Below are 529 nucleotides of genomic sequence, written 5' to 3'. Positions count from 1 at the left end.
CCCGCCATGCGGGTGTTTCTGCGGCAACGGTATGCCGAGTGATCAACAATACCGTTTACGTTAAGCCGGTTACGCGGGAACGGGTTGAGACAGCGATGCGTGAGTTCAACTACCAGCGTAATGCAGCCGCACTCGCCATGGCAAAAAGAAGTGGTAAGACACTCGGGCTGCTGACCGGCAACCTGGACGACCCCTTCTTCTCGCGCATGGCGCGGGGCATTGAAGATACTACGCGTAAAGCCCGAGTACAGTTGGTGGTTTGCAGCGGCGGGCACCGTTCCGAGTTGGAAAAAGCAGGTCTGGATTTCCTGATCAATCAGGGGTGTGAAGCCATTGTCGCCCACCTGCCCCGCATGGATGAGGAGGATATCTTACGCTATGCGGCCCATACTCCGGCATTGGTGGTGATAAATCGCTATTTGCCGGTCATCGCCAATCGCTGCGTGTGGCTGGATAATGTGGGTGCCGCTCAGGCCGCGACCAACCAGCTTATTCAACACGGTCATCGCAAAATAGCCTGTATCGCGGC

At 56.7% G+C, this 529-nt stretch carries 1 protein-coding gene; it reads left to right on the top strand.

What is annotated here, in order from left to right; all coding sequences use genetic code 11:
- Positions 1 to 529: LacI family DNA-binding transcriptional regulator (locus tag J5224_RS34970; RefSeq protein WP_264629384.1), on the top strand; the 529-nt coding region annotated here is incomplete at both ends.

The sequence above is a fragment of the Candidatus Symbiopectobacterium sp. NZEC135 genome (assembly GCF_025962695.1).
Note: the sequence above shows the minus strand (reverse complement) of the source record. Positions and strands in the feature narration are given on the sequence as shown.